General features: G+C 73.7%; 21 protein-coding genes and 1 pseudogene. 7 read left to right on the forward strand and 15 right to left on the reverse strand.

The genetic code is table 11. The features are described from left to right. Positions 1 to 237: 237 nt before the first annotated feature. From ACZ4VA_RS07205 to ACZ4VA_RS07220, 4 genes are all read right to left on the reverse strand, one after another. Complete coding sequence (locus tag ACZ4VA_RS07205; RefSeq protein WP_356167999.1) at positions 238 to 1,743, reverse strand: ABC transporter substrate-binding protein; 1,506 nt, start codon at positions 1,741 to 1,743, stop codon at positions 238 to 240. A 63-nt stretch (positions 1,744 to 1,806) separates the two neighbouring features. After that, positions 1,807 to 2,334, reverse strand: coding sequence for a GNAT family N-acetyltransferase (locus ACZ4VA_RS07210; protein ID WP_468080220.1), 528 nt, complete (start codon positions 2,332 to 2,334; stop codon positions 1,807 to 1,809). Positions 2,335 to 2,452: 118 nt separating this feature from the next. Further along, positions 2,453 to 3,316, reverse strand: coding sequence for a YihY/virulence factor BrkB family protein (locus ACZ4VA_RS07215; RefSeq protein ID WP_468080342.1), 864 nt, complete (start codon positions 3,314 to 3,316; stop codon positions 2,453 to 2,455). Positions 3,317 to 3,394: 78 nt separating this feature from the next. Further along, complete coding sequence (locus tag ACZ4VA_RS07220; protein WP_468080222.1) at positions 3,395 to 4,606, reverse strand: cysteine desulfurase-like protein; 1,212 nt, start codon at positions 4,604 to 4,606, stop codon at positions 3,395 to 3,397. Between the two features lie 249 nt (positions 4,607 to 4,855). On the opposite strand from ACZ4VA_RS07220, the gene ACZ4VA_RS07225 reads away from it, so the two are divergent. After that, entirely contained in the window at positions 4,856 to 5,026 is a 171-nt protein-coding gene (locus ACZ4VA_RS07225) for a hydrophobic protein (protein WP_356168008.1), read from the forward strand. Between the two features lie 103 nt (positions 5,027 to 5,129). On the opposite strand, the gene ACZ4VA_RS07230 is transcribed toward ACZ4VA_RS07225, so the two are convergent. Then, positions 5,130 to 7,364, reverse strand: coding sequence for an MMPL family transporter (locus tag ACZ4VA_RS07230; protein WP_468080224.1), 2,235 nt, complete (start codon positions 7,362 to 7,364; stop codon positions 5,130 to 5,132). A 60-nt stretch (positions 7,365 to 7,424) separates the two neighbouring features. Continuing rightward, on the reverse strand, positions 7,425 to 8,294 hold the full coding sequence (locus tag ACZ4VA_RS07235; protein ID WP_355793649.1) for an alpha/beta fold hydrolase: 870 nt from the start codon (positions 8,292 to 8,294) through the stop codon (positions 7,425 to 7,427). A 293-nt stretch (positions 8,295 to 8,587) separates the two neighbouring features. Here ACZ4VA_RS07235 and ACZ4VA_RS07240 point away from each other — a divergent pair, with 293 nt between their 5' ends. Next, positions 8,588 to 9,373 (forward strand): ABC transporter ATP-binding protein, encoded by a 786-nt coding sequence (locus ACZ4VA_RS07240; RefSeq protein WP_388905298.1) that lies wholly within the window; start codon positions 8,588 to 8,590, stop codon positions 9,371 to 9,373. Positions 9,374 to 9,551: 178 nt separating this feature from the next. On the opposite strand, the gene ACZ4VA_RS07245 is transcribed toward ACZ4VA_RS07240, so the two are convergent. After that, on the reverse strand, positions 9,552 to 10,850 hold the full coding sequence (locus ACZ4VA_RS07245; RefSeq protein ID WP_356239845.1) for a phytase: 1,299 nt from the start codon (positions 10,848 to 10,850) through the stop codon (positions 9,552 to 9,554). Positions 10,851 to 11,174: 324 nt separating this feature from the next. Next, positions 11,175 to 12,710, reverse strand: a complete 1,536-nt coding sequence (locus ACZ4VA_RS07250; protein WP_356239843.1) for an AMP-binding protein — start codon at positions 12,708 to 12,710, stop codon at positions 11,175 to 11,177. Between the two features lie 152 nt (positions 12,711 to 12,862). Here ACZ4VA_RS07250 and ACZ4VA_RS07255 point away from each other — a divergent pair, with 152 nt between their 5' ends. After that, complete coding sequence (locus ACZ4VA_RS07255; protein ID WP_356239840.1) at positions 12,863 to 13,786, forward strand: carbohydrate kinase family protein; 924 nt, start codon at positions 12,863 to 12,865, stop codon at positions 13,784 to 13,786. A 276-nt stretch (positions 13,787 to 14,062) separates the two neighbouring features. On the opposite strand, the gene ACZ4VA_RS07260 is transcribed toward ACZ4VA_RS07255, so the two are convergent. Then, positions 14,063 to 14,611 carry a hypothetical protein gene (locus ACZ4VA_RS07260; RefSeq protein ID WP_355795339.1) on the reverse strand — a complete coding sequence of 183 codons (549 nt, stop codon included), beginning with the start codon at positions 14,609 to 14,611 and terminating at the stop codon, positions 14,063 to 14,065. 229 nt (positions 14,612 to 14,840) lie between these two features. On the opposite strand from ACZ4VA_RS07260, the gene ACZ4VA_RS07265 reads away from it, so the two are divergent. After that, positions 14,841 to 15,404: a hemerythrin domain-containing protein gene (locus ACZ4VA_RS07265; protein WP_356168023.1), complete on the forward strand. Its 564-nt coding sequence runs from the start codon at positions 14,841 to 14,843 to the stop codon at positions 15,402 to 15,404. Positions 15,405 to 15,613: 209 nt separating this feature from the next. Beyond that, positions 15,614 to 15,898: a hypothetical protein gene (locus ACZ4VA_RS07270; RefSeq protein WP_356168026.1), complete on the forward strand. Its 285-nt coding sequence runs from the start codon at positions 15,614 to 15,616 to the stop codon at positions 15,896 to 15,898. Between the two features lie 27 nt (positions 15,899 to 15,925). Here the strand turns inward: ACZ4VA_RS07270 and ACZ4VA_RS07275 are convergent, their stop codons facing one another. Further along, the gene (locus tag ACZ4VA_RS07275) at positions 15,926 to 16,744 is read right to left on the reverse strand and encodes a methyltransferase domain-containing protein (RefSeq protein WP_468080228.1); all 819 of its coding nucleotides are present in this window, start codon (positions 16,742 to 16,744) and stop codon (positions 15,926 to 15,928) included. A 79-nt stretch (positions 16,745 to 16,823) separates the two neighbouring features. Then, positions 16,824 to 17,171 (reverse strand): VOC family protein, encoded by a 348-nt coding sequence (locus ACZ4VA_RS07280; protein ID WP_356168031.1) that lies wholly within the window; start codon positions 17,169 to 17,171, stop codon positions 16,824 to 16,826. Between the two features lie 228 nt (positions 17,172 to 17,399). Between ACZ4VA_RS07280 and ACZ4VA_RS07285 the strand changes: the two genes are divergently transcribed. Next, the gene (locus ACZ4VA_RS07285; protein WP_356168033.1) at positions 17,400 to 18,236 is read left to right on the forward strand and encodes a universal stress protein; all 837 of its coding nucleotides are present in this window, start codon (positions 17,400 to 17,402) and stop codon (positions 18,234 to 18,236) included. A gap of 4 nt (positions 18,237 to 18,240) precedes the next feature. Here the strand turns inward: ACZ4VA_RS07285 and ACZ4VA_RS07290 are convergent, their stop codons facing one another. From ACZ4VA_RS07290 to ACZ4VA_RS07305, 4 genes are all read right to left on the reverse strand, one after another. Then, entirely contained in the window at positions 18,241 to 20,685 is a 2,445-nt protein-coding gene (locus tag ACZ4VA_RS07290) for a glycoside hydrolase family 65 protein (RefSeq protein WP_468080230.1), read from the reverse strand. Between the two features lie 44 nt (positions 20,686 to 20,729). Next, on the reverse strand, positions 20,730 to 23,114 hold the full coding sequence (locus ACZ4VA_RS07295; protein WP_356168196.1) for a phosphoketolase family protein: 2,385 nt from the start codon (positions 23,112 to 23,114) through the stop codon (positions 20,730 to 20,732). Between the two features lie 243 nt (positions 23,115 to 23,357). Then, positions 23,358 to 24,239, reverse strand: a complete 882-nt coding sequence (locus tag ACZ4VA_RS07300; protein WP_468080232.1) for a universal stress protein — start codon at positions 24,237 to 24,239, stop codon at positions 23,358 to 23,360. A gap of 228 nt (positions 24,240 to 24,467) precedes the next feature. After that, entirely contained in the window at positions 24,468 to 25,364 is an 897-nt protein-coding gene (locus tag ACZ4VA_RS07305) for a universal stress protein (RefSeq protein WP_356168042.1), read from the reverse strand. 128 nt (positions 25,365 to 25,492) lie between these two features. Here ACZ4VA_RS07305 and ACZ4VA_RS07310 point away from each other — a divergent pair. Beyond that, positions 25,493 to 25,776: pseudogene (locus tag ACZ4VA_RS07310) on the forward strand (regulator); the annotation flags it as partial. Between the last annotated feature and the right edge of the window lie 9 nt (positions 25,777 to 25,785).

Raw genomic sequence — 25,785 nt, forward strand, 5'->3', positions numbered from 1 at the left:
GCCGAGCCACTGCGCGAGGAGGTGCAAGGGCCCGGCGTCGAGGCCGAGTTGCTCCCGGACGGCGGCGATCGCCTCGGGTGAGGGAGTGCGCTCCCCGGACCGCGCCTCGAGCACGGTCCGGGCGGGGTCGGTGCGGGAGAGCCAGGGCAGCAGGCCGACGCCGCACAGCAGGAGGGCGGCCAGGGCGGCGCGCCAGAGCAGGACCGGGGCCCGGCCCCGGAGGAACGTCCGCACGGGTCAGCGCCGCGTCCCGGTGCCCACCAGGGCGCGCTCGTACGGGTCGAGGAGGACGCCGCGCACCCGGGCCGCCACGCCGGTGACGATCCTTTGGTGCACCAGCGGCACGACCGCGTCGGTGCCGAGGATCGCCGCCTCCGCGCTCATGGCGGCGTGCTGCCGCCGCGTGGTGTCGGCGAGGCCCTCGGCGCGTGCGACGGCCCGGTCCACCTTCGCGTCGCACAGCAGCGCGAGGTTGTAGCCCCCGTCACAGGTGTGGTCGGCGGCCAGGACCGAGACGGGGTCGCCGGTGTCGAGCATGGTGTTGCGGGCGGAGACGAACGCGTCGAACTTCCCGGCCAGCACGTCGCGTTCGAGACGTGAGTACTCGCGGACCTCCAATTCCACCTCGAACCCGGCCTTCTCCAGTTGCTGCTTCAACACCTGGGCGACTTCCGGGAGTTCGGGACGGTTGTCGTAGGTGGCGAGGGTGATCGCGGTTCCGGCGGGGCGGGTCGGCACGCTGCGGCCGGTCGGCTTCACGCGTTTGTCGGCCGCCCAGGTCAGCGCGGGCCCGAAGATGCCGGCGCCGGGGTCGCCGTGCCCCTCGTACACGTCGTCGGCGAGTACGGAGGTGTCGATCGCGCGCCGTGCGGCGGCCCGTAGCGCCGGGTCGGCGAAGGGACCGGAGGCGGTGTTGAGCGACAGGCTCGTGGTGCGCGTGGTAGCGGTCTCGCGGCGTTCGCGCTCGTCGAGTGCGGCGGCCTGGGAGACGGGGAGCGCCTCGGCGATGTCGACATCACCGGTGCGCAGGGCGTTGGTCCGGGCCGTTCCGTCGGGTATGAACCGCGCGTCGATGCCGGCGGCCTGGGCCCGGCCTCCCCAGTAGTCGTCGAACCGGTCGAGGGACGCCGCCGTGGAGCCGGTGACGCGGGTGAGCGCGAAGGGGCCCGTCGCGGTACCGACCGGGTCGACCCTGCCGGGCTCGCGGTAGGCCCCGGCCGAGAACACCGCCAGGGACGGGCTCGACAGCCGTAGCGGCAGGACGGAGTCGGGCTCCGCGGTCACGATGCCCACCCGCCGGTCGCCCTTCGCCGTCGCCCGCAGGTCGACGCCGGTGAGCGCGGCGGGTTCGGGTCTGGCCCGCGTGGCCCGGTCGAGCGCGTCGGCGACGGCGGACGCGGTCACGTCACCGCCGTCCTGGAACGTCGCCTCGCGCAGCGTGAAGGTCCAACTCCGCGGCCCCTCCCGCTTCCAGGACTCGGCGAGCGCGGGTGCCGCCGCGCCGTTGGCGTCCAGTTCCGTCAGTCCCTCCGTCACGCCGAGCCGGCTGAGCAGGGTGGCGTCGGCGCCGTACGGCGAGAGGTTCTCCGCGGGCGGGAAGGCGAGGGCGACCCGCAGCCGGGCGTCGGCCGAGGAGTCGCGCGGCGAGTGCGCCGACGAACCGCCGCCGGAGGCGAAGCAGCCGGAGAGAAAGGGGGCGAGCAGCAGGCCGGCGCAGAGTCGACGGCGGGCAACGGAGCGCATGTTCCTCGTTCTTCGCAGGGGGTGGAAGGGCGATCACGACGCCAGGCTACATGACAATCGTTTTCAGTTAGTCGGGATCTCGAAATGGACGATCCCCTGACCGTCCGGCAGGTCCCGCTCGTCGCACACGACCTGTCCCAGTGAGCGCCAGAACCGTTCGGCGCCCGGCACGGCCGGATCCGTGTGCAGGTACACGGCGCGGTAACCCCCCTCCGCCGCGGCGAAGTCGAGCAGTCCGGCGACGAGTCGCCGGGCCAGCCCACGCCTGCGGTGCCCGGGACGGACGTACACCCGGCGCAGCTGTGCCGTCTCCCCCGAGAGGTAACGCTCCGCGAGCGAAAGGGGGTTGGGCGGATGGACGGGGCCACGCGCGTCGAGCGCGGCGGTGGCGACGACGCCGTCGCGCTCGTGGACGGCGACCAGGAGGGTGTGCCGGGCCGGTGCGACGTAGGCGCCGTCGAGGTCGATGATGTCGCCGTGCCAGCGCGGCACGTACCCGCTGCCGAAGTCGCGGTAGACGGTGTCGAGCATCACCCCGCGCGCCGCGTCGAGGTCACCGGAGGTCGCCGCTCTAATGCAATAGTCACGCACTTGCACATCATATGCATTAAGAAGGACGCGCAGCTCACCGCGGGCGGAAGTGCTCAACCCCGGCCGCGCAGCTGACGGAGCGCCGGATCACGGCGCTGCCGCCTGGCAGGTCGCCGCACTAGGGCATCCGGCTGACCTCCACCGCGAACTGCGCCCCCGCCAGCAGAGCCAGGTGGGACACCCACAGCCAGATGAGGAAGACGACGACGCCCGCCAGGGAGCCGTAGAGGCGCCCGTAGTCCCCGATGCCGGAGGCGTAGAGGGAGAAACCGGCCGAGGCGACCAGCCACAGCACCGCCGCCACGACACCGCCGGGCAGCGCGTGCCGGCGCTGCCGCGCCACCGGCGGCCCGCTGCGGAACAGCACGACGACCAGCAGCGCCACCAGACACATCAGCGCGGGCCACCGCAGCAGGTACCAGGTGGCCTCCCCGGTCCGGCCCGTACCGCTGCGCTCCCCCAGGCCCTCGGCCAGCGGTCCGGTGAGCACCAGGGCGAACGCGCTCGCGACCAGCAGGGCGAGCAGGGACAGGGCGGTCAGCACGATCCGGGGCACCCTGCGCCAGAGCGGACGCTGGTCGGGGATCCCGTGCATCGTGTGCAGGGCGCGCCGGAACACGGCGAGGTAGCTGGACGCCGACCAGAGCGAGGCGATGCCCCCGGCCACCGCCACCGTCAGGGCGGCGGAACGCTCGTCCGCCATGTCCCGCAGCGCGCTGTGGAGTTGGGCGCCGGACTCCCCGGGCGCCCAGGTCGTGACGTGCTCGATGAGCCGGTCGGTGAGGTCCGGGCTGACCAGTCCGATGAGCGAGACGGTCACCAGGAGGGCGGGCACGAGCGCGAGGACGGCGTAGTACGTCAGGGCCGCGGCCCAGTCCGAGACGTTGTCGTTCCACATCGCCGCCGGGACCCGGCGCATGGCCGCGGGCCAGACCGCTCTGGCTCGCGTCCGTGCCGGAATGTGTGTCGCGCTCGTGCGCAGGGTCACGCGTCCTCCTGGGGGGTGCACACCGCTGCAGGGCTAGTACCCCCGATTACCGGCTGGGGGCGTCCGGGGCGCTCACGACTTCAGGAAGTCCGCCAGACCCTCCAGCAGCCGGTCGACGTCACTCGTGTCGTTGTACGGCGAGAGGCCCAGGCGCAGGCCGCCGGTCTCCCCCAGGCCCAGATGACGGGACGCCTCCAGCGCGTAGAAGGAACCGGCGGGCGCGTGCACACCCAGGGTGCCGAGGAAGTGGTAGGCGTCCACGGGGCGGCGGTCGTCGAAGGTGACGAGCAGGGTGGGCGTACGGTCGGCGGCCCGGGAGTGCAGGGTGACGCCGTCCAGGTCGGCGAGTCCGCTCTCCAGCCGCTCGCGCAGCCCCGTCTCGTGATGGCCGACGGCGGTGAAGGCGGCGCGCAGACGCTCCCGTCGGGCCACCGCCTCCCAGGCCCCCGGGGCGAGGTCCGCGAGGAAGTCGACGGCGGCCCGGGTACCGGCCAGGACCTCGTAGGGCAGGGTGCCGAGCTCGAAGCGCTCGGGGACCGCGTCCGTGGACGGCAGCAGCTTGTCCGGACGCAGGGTCTCCAGCAGGTCCGCCCGCGCCGCCAGCACGCCGTGGTGGGGGCCGAAGAACTTGTAGGGCGAGCAGACGTAGAAGTCCGCGCCGAGTTCCGTGACGTCGACGAAGTCGTGGGCCGCGTGGTGGACTCCGTCGACGTAGAGGAGCGCGCCGGCCCGATGGACCAGGCGGGCGATCTCCGCGACGGGCGGACGCGTGCCGATCAGGTTGGACGCGGCGGTGACCGCCACCAGCCGGGTCCGCTCTCCGAGCAGCTCGCCGACGGCGGAGGCCGGCAGTTCACCGGTGGCGGGGTCGAAGTCCGCCCAGCGCACCACGACGCCGGCGCGTTCGGCGGCCTGGACCCACGGGCGGATGTTGGCGTCGTGGTCCAGACGGCTGACCACGACCTCGTCGCCCGGCTCCCACGTCGCGGCCAGCGTCCGGGCGAAGTCGTACGTCAGCTGGGTGGCGCTGCGCCCGAAGACGATCCCCGACGCCTCGGTGCCCAGCAGGTCCGCCATGACCCGCCGGAACTCCCGGACGGCGGTCTCCGCGTTCACCTCGCCGGGCACGGTCGCCCCGCGGATCGACAGGGGGCCGGCGAGCGCGTCCGTGATGGCGGCGATCACCGGTTCCGGTGTCTGTGTGCCGCCCGGCCCGTCGAAGTGCGCGGTTCCGGCGCGCAGGGCGGGGAATCGAGCGCGCAGTGCGCCGACGTCGTAGGTCACCAGGATCTCCTCACGGGACGGGGCCGGGTTCGCGCCGCGGGGCGCTGCGGGCGGGCCTCGTCCGACGGTCGCGAACGGCTGCGGACATGAACCGCGGTCGATCATCGCAGGGATCGTGCCCGGGGCCGGGACCGAGGCCCCGCACCGCGGGAACCGGGTCGTCTGCCCGCCATCACGGAAGACAAACACGCACGTCAAAGGCATGTGCGGGTGATCGCGGGGCACCAGGAGTGGCGGAGGTCGATAGATATGGTTCCCCTGCTTCTCGTTCTGCTTCTGGCCCTGCTGCTGTTCGGCGCGGGCTTCGCCCTGAAGGCGCTGTGGTGGATCGCGATCATCGTGCTCGTGGTCTGGCTGCTTGGCTTCGTGATCCGGCCGGGGGCGAGCGGCGGCCGACGCGGCCGCTGGTACCGCTGGTGACATCCGTCCGCTTGAAGAGGCCCCACCGTCCGACGGTGGGGCCTCTTTCCTTGTGGTGATCGCACCCGGTCCGCGGGGCGTCCGGCGGGGCCGTGCCCTCGGGTCAGGCGTGCTCGCCCTCGGGGTCGATGTGCGGCAGCGCCCGGTCGAGCCAGCGCGGTGTCCACCAGGCGTGCGGGCCCAGGAGTGTCATCACGGCGGGCACCAGGAGCAGCCGTACGACGGTCGCGTCGATCAGCACGCTCACGGCGAGGCCGAGACCGAGCATCTTCACCACGATGTTGTCGCTCACGATGAACGCGGCGAACACGCTCACCATGATCAGGGCCGCGCACGTGATGACGCGGGCGGTGATCTCGAGGGCGTGTGCCACGCTCGCCCCCGCGTCGCCGGTGCGCAGCCAGGCCTCGTGGACACGCGACAGCAGGAAGATCTCGTAGTCCATGCTCAGCCCGAAGATGATCGCGAACATCATCATCGGCACGTAGCTCTCGATCGGCACCTTGCCCGACACGCCCAGCGCGGGCCCGCCCCAGCCCCACTGGAAGACGGCGACGACCACGCCGTAGGAGGCGGCGATGGACAGCACGTTCAGGACGGCCGCCTTGAGCGCGACCAGCAGCCCTCGGAAGACGATGAGGATGACGAGGAAGGCCAGCGCGACGACCACCGCGATGATCAGCGGCAGACGGCTGGAGACGATGTCGCGGAAGTCCACCTGGGCGGCCGTGGTGCCGGTGACGTAGCCCTTGGCGGCGGTGCCGGAGACGGCCTGCGGAAGGGTGTCGTCGACCAGGCGGTTCGTCAGGTCGGTGGTCACCGAGCTCTGCGGGGCCTCCTTGGAGTAGACGGTGCCCACCAGCACGTCCCCGTCCTGGGTGGCGGTCAGCGAGGTGGTGGTGGCCGCTCCGGGTACGCCGGTGAGCGACTTCTGCGCCTGTGAGGCCAGAGCGGACCGCTCGTCGGAGGGCACGTCGGTCTGGTCGATGACGATGGTGAGCGGCCCGTTCGACCCGGGGCCGAAGGCCTGCGACATCGTGTCGAAGGCGCGCCGGTCGGTGAACGACTTCGGGTCCGCGCCGTCGCCGATGTGTCCGAGCTGGATCGACAGCACCGGGATGGCGAGCACCAGGACCACGATGGTTCCACCCGCGAGGAACCACCAGGGGCGCCGCTGCACCCGCTGGGCGTAGCGGTGCCAGGTGCCGTGGGCCGGTTCGCCCTCGGCCGCGTCGGTCTCCGCGACGGGACGGCGCACCCGGTAGCGGTCGATGCGCCGGCCGATGAGTCCCAGCAGGGCCGGCACGAGGGTCAGGGCGCCGATGACCGCGGAGACGACGGTGACGGCCGCGGCCACGCCGAGTTTGGCGATGAAGCCGACCCCGGAGACGGACAGCCCGGCGAGGGCGATGATCACGGTGCAGCCGGAGACGAGCACGGCCCGCCCGCTGGTGGCGGTGGCGCGTCCGGCCGCCCGCACGGGGTCGGCGCCGTCGATGAGGTTCTGCCGGTGACGGGTGATCAGGAACAGGGCGTAGTCGATGCCGACACCCAGTCCGATCATGGTGGCCAGCGTCGGCGACACGGTGGCGAAGGTGAAGGCGGCGGCCAGCAGTCCCAGGCAGGCCAGGCCGCCGACGACGCTGATCAGGGCCGTCAGCAGCGGGATGCCCGCGGCCAGTACGCTGCCGAAGCCGACCAGCAGGACGACGATGGCCACCGCGAAGCCGATCAGCTCGCTGACACGGTCGTCCGCGGCCGGTCTGGCCAGTTCTCCGAGCGGGCCGCCGTAGTCCACGGTGACGCCCGCCGTGCGCAGGGGCTGCACGGCGCTGGCGACGCCGTCGAGGTAGGAGTCCCCGAGCGTGGACGGCTGCACGTCGAAGCGGACGGTGATGTAGGCCGTCTTCGCGTCGCCGGACAGCGGCCCGACGTTCTGCTGGGAGGTGGGCGGCGTGGAGCCGGGCGGCGGCAGCGGGTTCTGCGCCGACAGCACGTGCGGCAGCTTCCCCAGGTCCGTGACGGTCTGGCTCATCTGCGAACCGAACGACGTCAGCGGCGACTTGGCGTCGTGCAGCACGATCTGGCTGCTGTAGCCCCCGGCCGCCGGATCGTGCTTCTGGAGTACGTCGAGACCCTCCTGCGACTGGACGCCGGACAGCGAGAAGTTGTCCGAGTAGTCACTGCCGACCGAGCGGTCCACGATCTGGAGGGCGACGACGGCGACCAGCCAGGCGGCAATGACGACGGCGAAGTGCCGGGCGCACCACTCCCCCAGCCGGCGCAGTCTCCCGGCCCGTGCCTGCCCGTCACCGGGAGTTGTACGGCTGGACGGCATGGGCTGCTCCCCTGGGCGACATGTCGGACTCGCCCATTAAACGTCGCAGTGATCACGGCGTCATCCGGAGGTCCCGGCGCCACCGGTCGTCGTTCCGCCCTCCGGGGAGCTCTCCGGGTCCGGTGGCAGGACCCGTACGGCGAAGGCGGCGAGGTCCCGGGCGACCCGCTCGGGCCGCTCCCAGTACAGGAGGTGGCCGGCGTCCTCGTGGACGGTCAGGGTCGAGCCGGGGATCGTGTCCAGGATCAACTGCTGGTCGGCGCGCGGCAGCACGGCGTCCCGCTCGCCCCAGATCAGCAGGGTCGGTACGAGGATGCCGCGCAGGGTCGCCGCCAGGTCCGTCTCCATCAGGCCCCGCAGCGTCTCGCGCCAGACGCGGGCGGACGGTTTGAGGCTCTCCTCGGTCATCGTCGCCCGCAGCCCGCGTCCGACGGGGCCGTCGACGAGGCCGTCGAGCAGGTCCTCCGCGAAGCCGCGCGGTACCGGATCGCGCAGGTCCCTGACGGTCTCCCAGAGCGCCGCGGCGGCCGGCTTGTCGTCGAGGGTGGCGGGTACGCCCATCAGGACCAGCCCCGCGACCCGGTCCGGGTGGCTGCCCGCGACGATCCGCGCCGCCACGCCGCCGCTCGACGCCCCGACGAGGACGGCCCGCCCGATGCCCACGGCGTCCAGGAAGCCCACGAGGTCGCGGGCGAAGTCCTCCGGGCGGTAGCCGTCCTCGGGCCGCTCGGCGTCGCCGTGCCCCCGCTGGGTGGGCGCGAAGGCGTGCAGGGTGGCCGGCAGCTGCCTGAGCAGTGGCTCGAACGTCCACCACGAGTCCCCGATGCCGTGCACCAGGACGACGGGAACTCCCTTGGGGCCGCCCACCTCCGCGTACGGCAGCAGCGGCCCTCCCGCCAGTTGCGCGGACTTCACCGCGACCGTGCTCACGGCGGCCTCCTGAGTTTGGTGGCCCCCCTCGTCCGCAGGCCGGGAAGGCGCGCGAAGATCACGTCCATCGTAACGACGGGCGGCGGAGCGCGCCCGCCGTGCCGCCGTCGCCACGACCCCGGCCCACGTCCCGAGGTACGGACGCTCCGACAAGTGCGTGCAGAGCGCAGCTACCCTGTGGCGCGCGGGCCTCAACCCGTACGGCTTCCGCTCGCGGCGAGCGGAAGGCCGTCACACGGGTCACGACGCGGGAGGCCGGACGGGTGAGTGCGCGGGCGACGGACAGCGGGCGGATCGTCGCCGCCCTCGACGGCGTGAGCGTACGCAGGCTCACCACGGACCAGGTGATCCTCGACGGCGTCGACTGGCGGGTGCGCTCCGGGGAGCACTGGGCGCTGCTCGGCGGCAACGGCGCCGGCAAGACCACGTTGCTGCGCCTGATCGGCGCCCTCGCCCACCCCACCACCGGCACGGTCGAGGTGCTGGGCCACCGGCTCGGCCGGGTCGACGTGCGTGAACTGCGGGCTCGTATCGGCCTGGTGTCCTCGGCGCAGCGCGTGCCGCAGGACGCCACCGGGCTGACCGTCGTGCTCACGGGGCACAGCGGCACGGTGCAGCCGCTGTGGCGGACCTACGACGCCGAGGTACGGGACCGGGCGCACGCGCTGCTCGCCGAACTGGAGATCAAGGAGCTCAACGACCGGCCGTACGGCGTGTGTTCGGGCGGGCAGCGGGCCCGGATCCTCCTCGCCCGCGCGCTCATGGCCGACCCGGCACTGCTGCTGCTCGACGAGCCGTTCAACGCCCTCGACCTGCCCTCGCGCGAGGACCTGATCGACTCGATGCACCGACTGGCCGACGGGCGGCCGGAGTTGGCCACGATCACCGTCACCCACCATCTGGAGGAACTCTCCCCCGCGATCGGGCACGCCCTGCTGCTCCGCGAGGGACGGGTCCAGGCCGTGGGGCCGGCCGAGGAGGTGCTGACCGGCGAGCGGCTGACGGCCTGCTTCGGCCGGCCGATCGACGTCGGCCGCCACGGCGGGCGCTGGACGGCGCGCTCCGGCCGGGCGGTCTGACCCCGACGGTCCCGGGGCCCCCAGCGTGGCTCGGGCCGGCCGTCGACAGTGGTTCGTCGCGGCCGGTCCGAGCCGGGTCGGGCGCATGCGGCCCTACGGCGGATCAGGGGCCGACCGGAGCGCCTGGAACCTACGCCGACGCCGCGGATGCGCGTCCCGGCGGGTCCCGGCCGCGGGCTCAGTCGTCGAGGGCGTCCTTGACCTTCGCCAGGTCGACGAACTTGAAGCCGGTCGCCTCGCGCTCGCCGTCGGCAGGGGTCTCCTCGCCGTCCTGGACGACCAGCAGGCCGTTCGGGTACTTCGAGCCCAGCGAGGCGTTGAGAACGGCGGCGCCGTCGCACTGCTCGGAGCCGTCGAGCCGCGTCGAGGCCGCGGTGACCCGGAAGCCGCCCTCGTACTCGTTGTCGTCCCCCACCTCGCGGTCGTAGGCGGCGAACGTGTCGTCGCCCTGGCTGGACGCGAGGAGGTAGCCGTCGCCGTCGGACTCGGCCAGGAGCGTCAGGCCCTCGACGTCGGCGGTCAGCCGCGTGCCGCCGTAACCGGGGTCGGCGCCCGCGGCGCACTCCTCGGTGGCCTCGTCGTAGGTGCCCGGGACGCCGTACTCGCGGACCTTCTCCACGAGGACCGGGGTGCCGGTGAGGTCGGCGGGCAGGCGCCAGATGCCCACGTCCTCCTGCCCCGCGTACAGCACGCCGTCGGCCGGGTCGACGACCATGCCCTCGACCTGGGGCAGTTCACCCGGTTCCGCGCAGGGCGACCAGGACGTGCCGTCGGGCAGCCGGAAGGACGAGGGGAGGTCGAGGGTGCGCACCGTGCGGTAGCCGACCGTGCCGCCGCTCTTCGGGAGGAGTTCGAGCAGGGCGACGGTGGTGCGCTCGCGGCGGCTGACGAGGGCGTAGGACCGCCCCGTCGCGCGGTCGGTCCAGGTGGCGAGGCCGTAGGCCGTGCGCTGGTCGTTGATCTCCGTCTGGTCCGCGGAGAAGACGGGCGGGGCGGCGGGGTCGGTGACGTCCTTGAGCGGGCCGCCGGGGGCGTCGCGGTCGATGCGGTAGAAGCGCAGCCGGTCGTGTCCGCGGTCGCTGGTCACCGCGAGGTCGGCGCGCCCGGAGGAGAGCTTCAGGCCGCTGACGAGATCGACGTTGTTGAAGCGGCCGGGGGCGTCGTCGGGCGACTGGGCCGGCGGCGCGGGGACGGACTGCAGGGTGCGGGCGTCGAGGTCGTAGACGCGCAGGCCGCCCTGCTTGGCGGTCGCGATCACCAGGCTGCGGCCCGGCTGGGCGTTGTCGCGCCAGATGGCGGGGTCGTCCGCGTTGGCGTCGCCGCCCGCCTCGTCGTCGTACAGCGCGGCCGTCTCCGCCCGGGGCGTGATCGCGGGCAGCGGCTCGTCGTCCGCCTGCGCGGGCAGCGTCGCGCCGAGGGCGACGAACACGGTGGACAGGGCGAGGAAGACCGGACGGATGGACCGGGACCTGGTCACGCGACAACTCCCTATCGTCAAGAGCATGACAGCCGAGGACACTCGACTTCGCGATCTTGGGAGCGGGCGGCGACCCCCGGGTGTCACACGGACGAACCGGGCATGTACACAACGTGAAGGCCCGTACGGGCGCGGCGGGGCCGGCACGCGCGCCTGCGCCTTCGCGTGGGCGTGGGCGGTGGGGCCGGCGCGCGCGGGCGCCTTCGTGGGCGTGGCCGGACACCCGGGCCGAGGTGAACCGGCCCACCGGTGCCACCCCACGACGGCCGGGCCCGCCGGTCTCCCGTCACCACCGTCCCGACGGCAACGCCTCGGCCGGGCAAGTCAGTTGACCCCGCGCTGGTGCCCCTCCCAGTAGGGCGCCCGCAGCTTGTACTTCTGCAGCTTGCCGGTCGCCGTGCGTGCCAGCTCGTCGCGGAACTCCACCGAGGTCGGTGCCTTGTACCCCGCGAGGCGCTCCTTGCAGTGGCCGATCAGCTCCTCCTCCGTGGCCCCGGCGCCGGGCGCGAGCACCACCAGGGCCTTGACGGTCTCGCCCCATTTCTCGTGCGGCACCCCGATGACCGCGACCTCGGCGACGGCGGGGTGACCGAAGAGGACGTCCTCCACCTCGATCGAGGACACGTTCTCCCCGCCGGTGATGATCACGTCCTTCTTGCGGTCCCGGATCGTCAGATGGCCGTCCGCACCGAGCGAACCGCCGTCCCCGGTGTGGAACCAGCCGCCCGACAGCGCCCGCGCGGTCTCCTCGGGCTGCTCCCAGTAGCCCTCCAGGACCACGTTCGAGCGCGCCAGGATCTCGCCCTCGTCGTCCGTGCGCAGGGTGACGCCCAGCGCGGGAACCCCGGCCCGCACCAGCTTCTCGGCACGCGCCCGGGGATCGAGGTCGTCCCATTCGGCACGGGAGCGGTTGACGGTGAGCAGCGGTGAGGTCTCGGTGAGCCCGTAGATCTGGAGGAACTCCCAGCCCAGCTCGGTCTCGACCCGCTCGACGGTCTCCGTGGGCGGCGGCGCCCCGGCGACCACGATCCGCACCCGGTCGCGGCCGGGGATCTCACCGTCCCAGGAGCGGGCGGCGGCCAGCACCGCGTTGACGACCGCGGGGGCCGCGCACATCACCGTCACGCCGTGCTCGGCGACCCGCCGCAGGATCTCGGCGCCGTCGACCTTGCGCAGCACGATCTGCCGCACGCCCAGCCCCGACATCGCGAAGGGCATGCCCCAGCCGTTGGCGTGGAACATCGGCAGCGTGTGCAGGTACACGTCCCGGTCCGTGATGCCGGCGTGCAGCGCGAAGGTTACGGCGTTGACCCAGATGTTGCGGTGCGTGATCTGTACGCCCTTGGGACGGGCCGTCGTGCCGCTCGTGTAGTTGATGGTGGCGGTGGCGTTCTCGTCCGCCTGCCACGGTCTCGGCTCGGTGCCGAACCGGTACAGCTCGGCGTCCGAGGCGGCCCCGAGGACGAAGCGGTGCTCGCAGTTGACCGCGGCGAGGCGGTCCGACAGTTCCGGGTCGACGAGGAGCACGCTCGCACCCGAATGGCCGACGATGTAGCCCACCTCCTCGGCCGTCAGCCGGAAGTTGACGGGTACCAGGACCCGCCCGTGGCCGCTGACCCCGAAGAAGGAGGTGAGCAGCCGCGCGCTGTTGGGCGAGACCACCGCGACCCGGGCGCCGTGCGGCACGCCCAGCGCGTCGAGCCCGGCGGCCTGGGCCCGCGCCAGCTCTCCCACGCGCCGGTACGTGAGCCCCTCCCACGGCTCGGCGGGCTGTTCCGGTTCGTCGACGACGCCGGTCCGGTCGGCGTACACGGTGGTGGCGCGATCCAGGAAATCGCGGACTCCGAAGGGGACGATCATCGTGGCCTCCCGTGGCTCGGACGGTGTACGGCCTCCATCCGGCCACGGCTCGGGCATCCCGACAACCCCGCAGTGCCCCGGCCGACAGGACCGCTCACCTCGGCACCCCGGCCCCGCCATACTGGGACCGGCGGGAGCGGAGAGGCGGAACGGTGACACAACAGCAGGCGGAATACGACGTGTTGGTGGTCGGCGGCAGCGGGGTGGACACCGTCGTCCGCGTCGACTCCCTGCCCGTGCCGCTCGCCGACTCGGTCCACGTCGGCCCGATCGAGGAGTGGCCGGGCCACACGGGCGGCAATGTCGCCCTGGGCACCCGGGCGCTCGGCCTGAAGGTGGCGCTCCTGGACTGCGTCGGCGACGACTGGATCGGAGCACGCGTGCGCGAGCGGCTGGCGGAGGGCGACGTGGAATTCGTCCCGCTGATCTCACCCGCCGGCACGCGCCGCGCGGTGAACCTGGTCGACGCCACCGGCAGGCGCATGTCGTTCTACGACTCCCGCGACCCGGACGATCTGCGGATGCCCCGGGATCTGTACCTCCCCCGGCTGCGCGGGACCCGGCACGTCCACCTGTCGATCACGAACTTCACGCGCTTCCTGTACGACGACATCGAGGACCTGGGCGTTCCCGTCTCCACCGACCTGCACGACTGGGACGGGCTGGCCGAGCACCACCGGGACTTCGCGCTCCGCTCCGACCTGGTCTTCCTCAGCGCGGCGGGAGCGGGAGAGGGCACCCCGGCCCTCATGCGGGAGATCCTCCGCTCGGGCCGCGCCCACACCGTCGTCGCGACCGCCGGGGCGGACGGCTCCTACGTCCTGACGCGGGACGGCGGTCCCACCCCGCACCACGTCGCGGCGGTCACCCCGCCCGCGCCGGTCGTGGACTCCAACGGCGCGGGCGACGCCTACGTCAGCGGGTTCCTCTACGGCCGGCTCGGCGGCCGGGACGCGCTCGACTGCGCGCGGCTCGGCGCGGTGGCCGGCGCCCACGCGTGCACCGCGCCCGGGTCCACCGCCCTGATCACCGAGCAGGCCCTCCTCGCTGCGGACGGGACGGCGGCGGGCGTCTGAGGCGCGGCGGCGGCGCGCCGGCCCACACGGACCCCCGGCGCGGGGCCGGGCGCGCCGCCGCCGGGCTGCCCCGGCTTCGTCGGGGCCGGGGATTCACGCGCTGCCGGCGCCGCCGTGCGAGGCCGCCCCGGCGCCCGGCCACGGACGCGCAGCACGGGCACGGCCGCTCGACCCGGTCCGCGGCGCAGCCGGACTCGGGGCTGGTGTCGCTCCAGGTGATGCGGGCGAACCGGCCGAGCCGGGAGTCTCCGAGGGACTGTGGGCGCCGGTCCGCCGTCAGGAGGCGGTCACGGCCCGGTCATGGCGGAGCCGGTCGAAGAGTCCGGCGCGGTGCAGCTCCGCCACGGGGGCGAGCAGGTCCGGGTGCCTCAGCAGGGGCGCCGCCCGGACGTCCCGTTCGTCCGGCGCGACCAGGCGCCGGAACTCGACCGGCGCCCCGCCCAGGTGCTCGCCGTCGGCCAGCGCCGCCACGGCGAGTGCGGCGAGGTCCGGGTCGCCAAGCAGGCTCGCCGCCCAGCTCGCGACCACCTCGTCCACCCAGGTGCGCCACGCGTGGGCGTCCGTCCCGTCCCCGTCGTCCCCGGTCTCGTACACGGCCATCTCGGTACCCGTGACGCCGTCGAGCCGGTCCGAGCCGCCGGGGCCCGCCATGCCCACCAGCGCGGCGTCCGTCGCCGTCGGATAGCGCAGCCATGCCGCGACCGTCACGGCCTGCCGGGCCTGCGCCTCGCCCAGCGCGGAGTCGAGGGCGCCGCCGCCCGCCGGGTAGGCACGCGTCAGCCACTGGGCGGTCGCCGCTATGAGCGGGGAGAGGTCTGCGGGCACTGCGATTCCGTCCGACGTCCTGGGAAGCGTGACCGGAAACGCTAGCCCCGGCCCGCGCCACGGCACATGACCCAGGCCACGTGCGGAAGGTGGCCTCGGCCACACCGGCGGGCCGCCACGCCCTCGGGTGCGGCAATACGCCGGACCCGCTCGGCGGTGGGGCTTCACTTGCGTCCGGACGGGCCCCGGGACACCGGAGGGCCACTCAGCCGCACGAGGGAGAGACGCGATGGGGCACGGCGGAGACGTCATCAGGGAACTGACCACGGACCACGAGGAGGTCGAGGAGCTGTTCACGAAATTCGAGGAACTGCCTTCCGGCGACCCGCAGCGGAAGCAGTACGCGGACCAGGCCACCATGGAGCTGGTCCGGCACTCGGTGGCGGAGGAGGCCTACCTCTACCCGGCGGTCCGCCGGCACGTCCCGGGCGGTGACGCGCTCGCCGACCAGGAGCTCCAGGACCACGCCGCCGCGGAGCGCACCATGAAGGACCTGGAGCGCTGCCGGGCGGACGACCCGGAGTTCGACCCCCTGATGAGCCGGCTGATGACGGAGATCAGGACGCATGTCGCGGACGAGGAGAACAACCTGTTCCCCCGTTTGCGTGAGGCGTGTTCGCAGCAGGACCTGGAGGAGCTGGGCGACAAGGTCCGGCAGGCCAAGAAGACCGCGCCGACCCGCCCGCACCCCTCCGCCCCCGACGCGCCGCCGGCCAACAAGCTCCTCGGCCCGGGCGTCGGCCTCGTCGACCGGATGCGCGACGCCCTCTCCGGACGCGGCAAGGACTCCTGACCGGCGCCGCGAGCCGGTGGACGCCGACGGGCGGACGACCCCGGGGCCGGTGCCGGGCGCACCAGCCCGGGTTCCCGCGCGGCTGGCCGCGCCGGCCCGCCGGCTTCGGGGTTCCTCGTGACGCGCCGCGCCCGCACCGTGGTGACACCCCGCGAACGCACCACGTGTCGCGGCAGGCCTTCGCGATCGCACGCCTAAGATCCGTCGCTGTGGCAGACACCTTCGACGAACTGGTCGTCAAGCAGCAGGTAGCCGACGAGGCGCACGCGAAAGTCCTGGAGCTGCGGGACAGGTTCGGGCCGCCGACCCAGCAGGGAGGCTGGACGCCTCTGCAGACCGAGACGTACGAGACGGCCTGGCGTGCGTGGCGCGACCTCACCCGCGACGTGCAGGCAGCGGCAGCCGACTACGCGAAGACCACCGGCCAGGAGCGCACGGAGGTCGAGGCGCAGGTACGGTGGCGCGCCGGCTCGCCCGAGGCCACCGACCAGTGACGACGGGCGACGTGCTGCGCCTCCTGGTCACCGGGGGCGGTGGGCGGCGACCGCGAACATCGTGACGGACATGTGCAGGGCGCCCCGCTCGGCGGCCTCGGTGAGGTCGGCGTAGAGCCGGTCCCGCTGGTCGCCCGTGATCAGCTCGCGGCGTACGGCCGACTCGGCCAGCATGCGGATCAGCGGCCACATCACGGTCGTGTGGTCCTGGAGCAGGGCCTGCGAACCCCGGTCGTCGATCACCAGACCGGCGGCCGTGAGCTGGCCGAGGAGCAGCCGTCCGGCGTAGGGACTGGCCGCCGCCGCGAGCGCTCCGGAGGTCAGCGCGGCGACGGTCGCGGGGTCACCGGGGTGCAGGATCGTGGTGGCACAGTCGGTGTCCAGCAGTACGACCCGGCCTCCGGGCCGCAGGACGCGGGCGAACTCGTCGACGGCCCGCTGGGGCTCCGTGAGGTGCTGGAGCACGCGCTCGCACCAGACGACGTCCACCGACGCGTCGGCCAGGGGGAGGGCGGACGCGTCGCCGTCGGCGAAACGGGCCGTGCTCCCGGCGGCCGCCGCCCGCTGTTCGGCGACCGTGCGCAGCCCGGGGTTGGGCTCGATGCCGAGCGCGTCGCCGTCCGGGGTGACCGCCGCGGCCAGTGCCTGGGTCTGCGATCCGGTGCCGCAGCCGACGTCCAGGGCCCGCTCGCCGGGCCGTGCCGCCACGGCCTCGTGCGCCCACGCGCGCAGCCGGCGTACCCCGTCGGCGGCGTCCTGGCTGTCCAGTGCGGCGACCAGCCGGGCGACCGCGGCGCTGTCGATGTTCCCGGCGTGGAAGTGCGAGGTAGGTCGGATGTCGCCCATGCGAGGCACTTTACGGGCCGCCGAGCGTCCCCACCTGGCTTCCGGGGCAGGGTCTGTCGGCCTGATCCGGCGGCAGCCCCTACGCCACCGGGTTCTCGATCAGCGTGACGCGGTTGCCGTCGGGGTCGTGGACGGCGGCGAACCGTACCCGCTGCGCGCCCGGCTGGACGTCGCCGGCCGTGATCCCCCGTCCGGCGAGGTCCGCCAGGGCCTTGTCGAGGTCGTCGACGACGAGGTTGACCAGTGCGCCGCCGGCGTGCTCGGGTGACCGGAAGACCTGGATCCAGCCCGACGCGGAGATGTGCCAGTCGGCGAGCCCCTCCATCGGCCGGGTGTCGGCCGGGCGGCCCAGGAGCCGCTCGTACCAGGCCACCGCGGCCTCGATGTCCCGCACCGGGGCGACCGCGAGAACGCGTGTGAAGGCCATGAGGGACCCCTTCCGTAGCGACTTCTCGTGCGACTGCGTCCTTTCATACGACTCCCCGGCGCGCGGGAAGTCATCGCTCGCGCCCGCCTGTGCCCGCCCCCGCCTCGCCACGGGGTCCTGCCGGGGTCCGTCCGGCCGGTACCGGGTCCGACCGGCCCATGGATACCGGCGGCCCCTCGGAGGACCCTGGGAAACCGGGACGTTCGAGCGGCCGGAGGGTGAACTGCCATGGGGGAAGCGATCGTTGTAGGTGTCGACGGCTCCGCGGGCAGCCGTGTCGCGGCCGACTGGGCGGCCGTCGAAGCGCTGCGCGACGGGGTGCCCCTCCGGGTCGCGCACGTCTCACCGGTGCCGGACCGGGAGCAGCTGACGGCCTGGCCCTACCGGCTCGAACCCAGCGCGGCCCCGTGGGCGAAGCTGCTCGCGGAGCTGCATCCGGGGCTGCGCGTCGAGGGCGTGGACCACACCGGTGAGGTCGTCCCGACGCTGCTGTCGCTCGCCGCCGGGGCGGGTCTGCTGGTGCTCGGGACGCGGGGCGAGGGCGGTCCCGGCGGGCCGGCCGTGGGCTCGGTGGCGCACGATGTCGCCGTGTCGGCGCCCGGGCCGGTCGTCCTCGTTCCGGACGGCACCGGCCGGGCCCATGGCGCACATCGCCGTGACCAGGTGGTGTGCGGGTTCGACGCCCGGGACCCGGCGGGTGCGGCGGCGGAGTTCGCGTTCCTGGCGGCGGAGCGTCACGGGGTCCGCCTGCGGGCGGTCCACGCGTGGCGGCTGCCCTCGCCCGCCGCGCGCTGGATGCCGTACGCCGTCCCGGAGGAGGACCGCGGCGCCTGGGAGGACCAGGAGGTCCAGGTGCTGTCGGACGCGCTGGTGCCGTGGCGGGAGCGCCATCCGCGCGTGGCCGTGCAGCCGGACGTCGTGCTGAAGAGCCCGGCGGCGGCCCTCACACACGCGTCGGCCACCGCGCGACTCCTGGTCGTGGGCCGCGGGCGCGGCTCCCTGGGGGCGGTGGCGCACGCCGTTCTGGAGCAGGCCGCGTGCCCGGTGGCCGTGGTCCCGGGGTGAGGAGTCAGCCCTCCGGCAGGAGGAGCGTGCAGGACTCCCCCGGCGCCACGGAGACCGTGCGGTCCGCCAGGGCCACCTCGATGGGCTCCTCGTCGGAATCCGGTACGGAGATCTCCAGCCGGCCCGCGCCGAGCAGCAGGCGTACGCCCCAGTGGCCCCGGTAGCGGAGGGAGAAGCCGTACTCGGACAGCTCGGGCAGCGGCACGGGGTCGAGTCGCAGGGCGCCGCCGCGGGTCTCCAGACCGGTCAGGCCGCGCTGCACCAGGTCGAGGGTGCCTGCCATCGCCCCCAGGTGGATGCCCTCGCCGGTGGTGCCGCCCTGGATGTCGGCGATGTCACCGGCCAGCGCCTCGTGCACGTACGTCCACGCGTCGGCACGCCGGGCCCGGGCCAGCACCCAGCCGTGCACGAGGCTGCTGAGCGTCGATCCGTGGCTGGTACGGCGCAGGTAGTGGTCGACGGTGCGCTGCCACAGCGTGTCGTCCAGGTCGTGTCCGAGCCGCCGGAACAGCCCGCGCAGTTCCCCGGGCGAGAAGAGGTAGCCGAGCATCAGGACGTCGGCCTGCTTGGACGCCTGGTAGCGGTTGACGGTGTCGCCCTCGGCCTCCAGGATCCGGTCGAGGCGCCTGATGTCGCCGTACCGGGCCCGGTACGCGTCCCAGTCGAGCTCCCGGAGTCCGCCGTAGCCCTCGAACTGGCTGATGACACCGGCGTGGAAGGGGATGTGCAGCTTCCGGGAGATGTCCTCCCAGTGGTCGAACTCGCCGGGGTCGAAGGCGATCCGCTCGTAGAGGTCGCGGCGGCGGGGCTCGGGCAGCCCGCGAAGGACGTCCAGCGCCCGGGCGAGCACCCAGGCGGCGGTGACGTTGGTGTAGGTGTTGTCGTCGAGGCCGGGCCGCAGGGCACCGGGGTAGCCGTCGTGGTACTCGTCGGGGCCGACGACGCCGCGGATGCGGTACCGGCCCAGCGTGCTGTCGTACGTCGCGAAGGCGGCCCAGAAGCGGGCGATCTGCGTCAGCATCTCCGCGCCCTTGGTGTGCAGGAACTCGGTGTCGCCGGTGGCCTCGCAGTACTGCCACGTGTTGTAGGCGACGGCCGAGCCGACGTGGTGCTGGAGCCGGGAGTGGTCGGGCAGCCAGCGCCCGGAGCGCGGGTTGAGGTGCAGCTGCTGGGTCTCCTCCCGGCCGTCGCTGCCGCTCTGCCAGGGGTACATCGCGCCGGTGTACCCGGCGTCGCGGGCGGCGAGGCAGGCCTGTTCGAGGCGGCGGTGGCGGTAGCCGAGCAGGGCCCTGGACACCTCCGGGAAGTGCAGGTCGAGATAGGGCAGCACGAACAGCTCGTCCCAGAACACGTGCCCGCGGTAGGCCTCTCCGTGCAGTCCCCGCGCGGGCACGCCGACGTCCAGGTCCGCGGTGTGCGGGGACAGCGTCTGGAGCACGTGGAAGAGGTGCAGCCGCAGTACGGGACCCGCGCTGTTCGGCACGTCCAGCTCGGCGTTGCGCCACAGCTGCTCCCAGGCCGTGCGGTGCGAGGCGAGCAGCGCCTCGAAGGCGGGGGCGCGGCCGACCCGGTCGAGCGCGGCGTGCAGCGGGTCGCTGATCGCCGGGTCCCGGGAGGTGTGCAGGGCGGCCGTCTTGTCCACGGTCACGGTCCGCCCGTCGGTCAGGGAGAACCGGAGGAACTGCGCCGCCCGCGCCTCGTCGTGCGCGAAACCCGTCCCGGCGGTCGTGTCGGTGACGGTACGGGCGGCCAGGCCGATCCGTACCTCCGAGGTGCTGGTGCGGCAGGACAGCCACACCGTGCCCGGCACGGACTCTCCCGTCCGGAGGTGGGTGAGGTGGCGCGAGGCCAGTGAACGGTAGCGCCGCACACCGGCGTTGGTGACCGTCCCGTCCAGCGCCGACTCGACCTCGACCTCCCCGGACCAGCCGTGCGCCGTCAACTCGGTGCGCAGCGCGGCCACATGGGGGTCGGCCATGTGGACAAGGCGTACCTGCCGCACGTCGAGGCGGCGGCCATCCTCGTCCTCGTAGCGCACGACGCGCTCCAGGGTGCCGGAGCGCAGGTCGAGGCTCTGACGGTGGGCGAGGACCGTGTGGGTGTCCGGGGTCAGCCAGGTCCCGGTGCCCGTACGGACGTGCAGCGGGAGCCAGTTGGGCAGGTTGACCATGTCCTCGTTCTCGACCCGGTGTCCCGCGACGTCCGAGGTGAGCCGGTTGTAGCAGCCCGCCGCGTACGTGCCCGGGTAGTGGACGGCGTCCGCCGCGCACTCGGGGGCCGCTCCCCGGGTGGCGAAGTAGCCGTTGCCGAGTGTGCACAGCGACTCGCGCAGCCGCTCGTCCGCGGGGTCGTACCCCTCGTACTCCCAGGTCCAGTGCCTGGCCCGTACGCCTGCCGCATCCCCGAGCCCCGGGGGTGCGGCAGGCGTCTCACGCCGTTCCTCAGTCATCGGTCGTCGGTCTCTCCTTCACCGGGGAACGGGACGCTCGCGCGTCAGGCGTTCCAGGTCCAGTCGGCGACCTCGGGCAGGTCGGTGCCGTGCTCGCGGATCCAGGCGTGGTGCCGGGTACGGACGTCGACCATCCGCTGGCGCACACCGGCCGCGCGCCCTGCGAGCCCGGGGACGCGGTCGATGACGTCCATGACGAGCCGGTAGCGGTCGAGGTCGTTGCGGACGACCATGTCGAACGGTGTCGTCGTGGTGCCCATCTCCTTGTAGCCGCGCACATGCAGGTTGGCGTGGCCGGTGCGGCGGTAGGCGAGGCGGTGGATCAGCCACGGATAGCCGTGGTAGGCGAAGATGACCGGCTTGTCCTTGGTGAACAGGCCGTCGTACTCGAAGTCGCTCATGCCGTGCGGGTGTTCCTCCCGCGGCATCAGCCGGGTCATGTCGACGACGTTGACCACGCGGACGGCGAGGTCGGGCAGGTGCCGGCGCAACAGGTCCGACGCGGCGAGGATCTCCTGGGTCGGCACGTCGCCCGCGCAGGCGAGGACGACGTCCGGCTCGCGGTCCCCGCCCGCGGAACCGGCCCACTCCCAGGTCCCGGCGCCGCGTGCGCAGTGGGCGCGGGCCTGGTCCATGGACAGCCAGTCGAAGCAGGGCTGCTTGCCCGCCACGATGACGTTGACGTAGTCCCGGCTGCGCAGGGCGTGATCCGCCACCGACAAGAGGGTGTTGGCGTCCGGCGGCAGGTAGACGCGGACCACTTCGGGGCTCTTGTTCAGCACGTGGTCCACGAACCCCGGGTCCTGGTGCGAGAACCCGTTGTGGTCCTGGCGCCACACGTGCGACGTCAGCAGGTAGTTGAGGGAGGCGATCGGCGCGCGCCACGGCAGTTCCCGCGAGGTCTTCAGCCACTTGATGTGCTGGTTGACCATGGAGTCCACGATGTGCACGAACGCCTCGTAGCAGGAGAACAGACCGTGCCGACCGGTCAGCAGGTATCCCTCCAGCCAGCCCTGGCAGAGGTGTTCGGAGAGGATCTCCATCACCCGCCCGTGGTGGTCGAGGTGTTCGTCGACCTGGAGGGTCTGCGCCTGCCACGCCTTGCCGCTGGCGTCGAAGACGGCCTCCAGCCGGTTGGACGCGGTCTCGTCGGGGCCCACGAGGCGGAAGTCGCGGCGGGCGCCGGTGTCCCGCATGACCTGTTCGAGCAGGTCGCCGAGGACCCGGGTGGGCTCGTGCAGGGAGGCGCCGGGCTTGTCGACCGGCACCGCGAAGCGGTCGAGCGAGGCGATCGGCAGATCGCGTACGAGGAGGCCGCCGTTGGCGTGCGGGGTGGCACCGAGGCGGCGGGTCCCCTCGGGGATGCAGGCGACGACGTCGGGGACGGGCCGCCCCTCGGCGTCGAAGAGCTCCTCGGGGCGGTACGAGCGCAGCCAGGTCTCCAACTGCCGCAGGTGGTCCGGGTTCTCGCGTACGCCGGACAGCGGGACCTGGTGGGCGCGCCAGGTGCCTTCCACGGGCAGGCCGTCCACCTCGCCGGGACCGGTCCAGCCCTTCGGGGTGCGCAGCACGATCATGGGCCAGCGCGCCCGTTCGCCCACCCCGTCCTCGCGGGCGGTGCGCTGGAGCAGCGCGATGCGGTCGAGTGCCTGGTCGAAGGCGTCGGCCATGGCCCGGTGGACCTGGCGGGGGTCGTCGCTGGTGACGTGGATCGGTTCGTGGCCGTATCCCCGCAGAAGTTCGTCGAGTTCGGACTCCGGGATGCGGGACAGCACGGTCGGGTTGGCGATCTTGTAGCCGTTGAGGTGCAGGATCGGCAGGACCGCGCCGTCGTGGACCGGGTCGAGGAACTTGTTGGAGTGCCAGGAGGCGGCGAGCGGACCGGTCTCCGCCTCACCGTCGCCGATGACGCAGGCGACCAGCAGATCGGGGTTGTCCAGGGCGGCTCCGTAGGCGTGCGCGAGCGAGTAGCCCAGCTCACCGCCCTCGTGGATCGACCCCGGGGTCTCCGGCGCCACGTGGCTGGGCACCCCGCCGGGGAAGGAGAACTGGCGGAAGAGCCGGTCCATGCCGGCCGCGTCCCGCGAGACGTCCGGATAGGTCTCGCTGTAACTGCCCTCCAGCCAGGAGTTGGCGAGCACCGCGGGGCCGCCGTGGCCCGGACCCCACACGCACAGCGCGTCGATCCCCCGCGTCCTGATCACCCGGTTGAGGTGGGTGTACACGAGGTTGAGGCCGGGCGAGGTACCCCAGTGGCCGAGCAGCCGCGGCTTGATGTGCTCGACGGTGAGGGGTTCGGTCAGCAGCGGGTTGGCGAGCAGATAGATCTGGCCCACGGCGAGGTAGTTGGCCGCCCGCCAGTGGGCGTCCAGCCTGCGCACCTCCTCGTCGGTCAGTACGGTGCTCTCCGGGCGTTCGGCCTTGGTCATCGTGACTCCGTAGGTCATGGGCGGACGAGCGGCGTGGCCGGCGGGACGGCGACGGTGCCGCCCCGTGGTGTGTCCGGCATCAGTCGGGCGCCTGCCCGCTGACGGCGAGACCGTGCTTCGTGACCGGAACGGACCGTGCCACGGCTTCGCGCGGCGGCACGGATCCGGACCGGCGGGCGTGCCGGGTGCGCGGGGCGGTTCTCGTCCCCGGGGCGGCGTCGGGTCAGCGTCCCTGACACGTCGTCACGCCTGGTGGGGTACGACGGCGACGGGACACCGGCTGTGGTGCAGCACCGCGTGCGTGACCCGGCCGAGCTGCAGCCCGGTGTGCCCGTGACGCCGCTCCGCGCCGACGACCAGCAGGTCGGCCGTGGCGGAGGCGTCGAGCAGCACCTGGCGGGCGGACCCCTCTGCGGTGCGCCGGTGCAGCTGCACGCCCGGGTGGTCCGCCGCCGTGTCGCGCAAGGCGGCGTCCAGGGTCTGCGACGCCGCTCGTTCCTGGCTGTGGGCCGGGTCTCCGGTCAGGAGCGGGTGTCCGGGGCTCTCGTGGGCGGGGCGCCGCCAGGCCCGTACGGCCTCCAGCGGGACGCGCCGCTCCCTCGCCTCCTGGAAGGCGAAGCGCACGACGGCCGACTCGCGGGGTTCCGCGCCGACGCCCAGCACGACCCGCCGTCCGCGTCCGGTGACGGCCCGGACGTCGTGGTCGTCGCGCAGCACGATCACCGGGCAGTCGGCGCGGGCGGCGGCCGCGAGGGCGACGGAGCCGAGCAACAGCTCGGCCATGCCGCCGCGGCCGCGGGAGCCGAGCACCAGGGCGGAGGCGTTGCGGCCCTCGCGCAGCAGGGCGACCACGGGCTCCTCGGGCAGCACCTCGGTGGAGATCTTGACGTCCGTGTCGCGCCGGCGGGCGCGCCGGGCGGCGGCGTGGACGATGTCGTCGGCCCCCACCTGTTCCGCGGACCCGGCGAGGCCGGGGGCCAGGGCGGGCCCCTCGTAGCGCTCCCAGAGCGAGGCGTACACGAGCCGCAGCGGGACCCCGTGCAGTGCGGCCTCCTGCGTCGCCCAGTCCACGGCGCGCAGGCTGGGCTCGGACCCGTCCACGCCCACGACCAGGGGCAGCTCCATGACCCTCACCCTCCTTCCGGGCGTACGGAGACGGTCCGGGCCCGCCGCACGTCCTGGGGACATGGGTTGACCGGGGCCGGGGGGCGTGAAACGGAGACCACCCGGGTGCCCGCGCCGGGTGCGCCGGCCGGGGCGGGCCGGCAGCCGGTCGCACGGCGGAGCCGGACGCCCTGCCCGGCCGTGGGGACCGCCGCTACCGCCGCTTCCATGTTCTCTCTCCTCACCGGGTCAGTCGTGCGGGACGACGGCGACGGGCCCCGCGCAGTGGTGCAGCACGGCGTGCGTGACGGACCCGATGCGGGCGCCGGACGGGGAGCGCCGGGCGCGGCGGCCGACGACCACCAGGGACGCCTCGCGGGACGCGTCCACCAGGTGGCCTGCCGCCGGTCCGTACAGCGACCGCGCCACGACGTCGACCGCCGGGAACTTCCGCCGCCAGGGACGCAGGGCCTCGGTCAGCGCGGCGCTCCGCTGCTCGCTGAGCGCCGCGTGCAGGCCGGCGTCCAGGGACAGCCCGTAGGCGTAGTAGGGCGGCGGGCTCCAGCCGTGCACGACCGTCAGCGCCGTGTCGCGGCGCGCGGCGGCGTCGAAGGCGAAGCCGATGAGCGAGTCGTCGGGACCGTCGGTGTCCAGGCCGAGGACGACGGGCCGGTACGCGGTCGCGGTGGACGGGATCCCCGCGGGGTCGGCCGCGTGCTCGTCGGCGGCCTGTTCCCCGGCGCGTACGAGGACGACGGGGCGTTCGGCGCGGGCGACGACGGCCAGGCCGACGGAGCCGACCAGGAAGCCTGCGATGCCGCCCAGACCCCGGGATCCCAGGACCAGCAGCTCCGCGTCGCGGGCCGCGTCGACGAGCAGGTCTGCGGGACGGCCGGTGAGCAGCTCGGCGGTCACCTCGACCCCGGGGTGACGCAGCCGGATGCCCTCCGTGGCCTCGCGGGAGACGCGCTCGCTCCAGTGCCGCTCGGACTCCGGGCCGGGCAGCGCGGCGGGCCGGGGCTCGGGCTGCCGGACATGGACCAGGCGCACGGGCAGGCGGCGGAGCCGCGCCTCCCGGGCCGCCCACTCGGCGGCGGCCCGGCTCTCCGGCGAGCCGTCCAGGCCGGCGGTGACGGTGCGGGACATGGTGTGCCTCCTAAGGGCGGGCCGACGCGTCGATGGACGCGGGTCCAGCTTCGCGGCGGCGGCGGGACCGGGTGCAGGGGCCACAGGTCCCTCTCCCGGGCCGGTCGGCCCTGCGCCGGGGGCCGTGTCCCGGCCGCCGGGCCGCCGCCATCGGGACACTGGGGCCACGACGAACTGGTCGGCTGGTCCTGGCTGTTCACGCCGCACGCCTGCCTCCGGGCGGGCGGACGACACCCCCGTAGACGCCTACGCGTTCGACGCGACCGCGGTGCGGGCGATGTGCGGGGACGATCCCGAGCCGGGAGGGACGATGACCCAGTGGCTCGGTGACGTGCTCACCCACCGTCCGAGGTCGGCCAGGACCCGCCTGCCGGACCTGAACGCGCCGTGCGGCAGCGGCAGTCCGCGGTGATCCCGGCAC

Source organism: Streptomyces sp. NPDC028308, from assembly GCF_055565855.1.